This is a genomic window from Mesorhizobium sp. M7A.F.Ca.CA.003.01.2.1 (assembly GCF_003998945.1).
In the GTDB taxonomy this organism is placed as follows: domain Bacteria; phylum Pseudomonadota; class Alphaproteobacteria; order Rhizobiales; family Rhizobiaceae; genus Mesorhizobium; species Mesorhizobium ciceri.
The window spans coordinates 1-1728 of the sequence record NZ_RZRA01001082.1 but is presented as its reverse complement, the minus strand read 5'-3'; the positions used below and the strand labels follow the sequence as shown (position 1 = coordinate 1728).

Here is a 1728-nt window from a genome sequence, read left to right as displayed (position 1 = left end):
GGCAAGACGCATGCGCCAGCCGCGCGGCAGGCCAAGGGCGGCCAGCACCGCCTCGAAAATGGTCTGGTCGCCAAGCGTGATCGCCAATGCCTGGCCAGGCAGCACCAGCGACAGCAGCGCATGCGCGTCGGCCACCGAGCGGGCATCCGCTTGCGCGGTATCGCGGTCGCCGAGATCCTCGATGCCGGCCTGGAAGAACTCGTTGCCGCCTTCGCGGCGCTGGCGAAACACCTCGCCCAGATAGGAATAACGGCGCGGCGTGCCGGCCTGCGAACTTATGTGGTCGAGGCAGACCGGAATGGTGAATTCCGGCCGCAGGCAGAGCGTCTGCCCCGTTTCGCTTTCGGTGAGGAAGATCCGGCGGCGCAAATCCTCGCCGGCCATGTCGAGGAACGGGTCCGCCGGCTGCAATATGGCGACCTCGACGGCGTGCGTGTTGCGCGTGGCGAAGAGGTTGGTGATGTCGGTGGAGATGGCGGGGGTGCGGGAGGTCAACTTGCTGACCTCAGTGCTGCACGACCCTCTGGTCCCAAACCAGAGGCGCCAACGCGGCCTCTACTTGCCACGCGCCCTCTCCTCAGCCTGCGCCGCCAATATCTTCCTCACCTCGACGACCAGCTCGCCCTCCGCCACAGTCACCTGTGCCGGGCGCGCCGCGCGCCATTCGGCGTTGTCTGATATTTCGGCCGACATGCGCGCGCCTTCGATCAGGTCCTTGATCTGCAGCTCGCCCTTGGCGCGCTCGTCGCCGCCCTGGATGATGGCGACCGGACAGCCGCGACGGTCGGCATATTTGAGCTGCGCCTTCATGCCGGCGCCGCCGAGATACATTTCGGAACGGATGCCGGCGGCGCGCAGCTCCGCCACCATCTTCTGGTAGCGGCCGAGGCTGTCGGTGTCCTTGTCCATCACCAGCACGACGACCGGCGCAATCACGTCCGAGGCATCAAGCTTGCCGAGGTTCTTCAGCGCGGTCATCAGCCTGGAGACGCCGATGGAAAAACCGGTTGCCGGCACCGGCTCGCCACGGAAGCGCGAGACGAGGCCATCATAGCGCCCGCCGCCACCGACCGAACCGAAGCGCACGATCTGGCCGTCTTCGTTGGGGATTTCGGCCAGAAGCTCGGCTTCGAAGACAGGGCCGGTGTAGTATTCGAGGCCGCGCACGACCGAGCGGTCCATGGCAATCCGGTCTTCGTCATATCCGGCCGCCCTGACCAGCGCTTCAATCGTGGCGAGTTCGCCGACGCCTTCCTGGTAGATCGCGTTCGAACTGACCATGGAATCCTGGCCGGCCTGTATAGTCCTCGCAGTCGCGAGAAGAACCGCCTCGGCTTGCCCGTTGTTCAACCCGGCGCCCTTGGCGAAGTCGCCTTCGCCCTCCTTGCCGCCGTCCCAGCGGCCCGGGCCAAGCAAAAGCTTCACGCCTTCCGGCCCGAGCTTGTCGAGCTTGTCGATCGCACGCAGCACCGTCAGCCGGCGGCCGGCATTCTCCTCGCCGCCAAGGCCGATCGCCTCCAGCACGCCATCCAGCACCTTGCGGTTGTTGACGCGGATGACGTAGTCGCCGCGCTTGATGCCCAGCGCTTCCATGACGTCGGCCATCATCATGGCCATTTCGGCGTCGGCGGCCACACCCGGCGTGCCGATCGTGTCGGCATCGAACTGCATGAACTGGCGGAAGCGGCCGGGGCCGGGCTTCTCGTTGCGGAACACCCAGCCTGAGCG

At 66.4% G+C, this 1728-nt stretch carries 2 protein-coding genes; both read right to left on the bottom strand.

All coding sequences use genetic code 11. The annotated features are described in order from the left end of the window. A partial coding sequence (locus tag EN969_RS29910; protein WP_206525267.1) for an ATP phosphoribosyltransferase regulatory subunit occupies nucleotides 1-495 on the bottom strand: 495 nt, incomplete at its 3' end. A 60-nt stretch (nucleotides 496-555) separates the two neighbouring features. Next, nucleotides 556-1728, bottom strand: a 1173-nt coding sequence (locus EN969_RS29905; protein WP_127419669.1) for a HisS family protein, incomplete at its 5' end; no start/stop codon positions are given.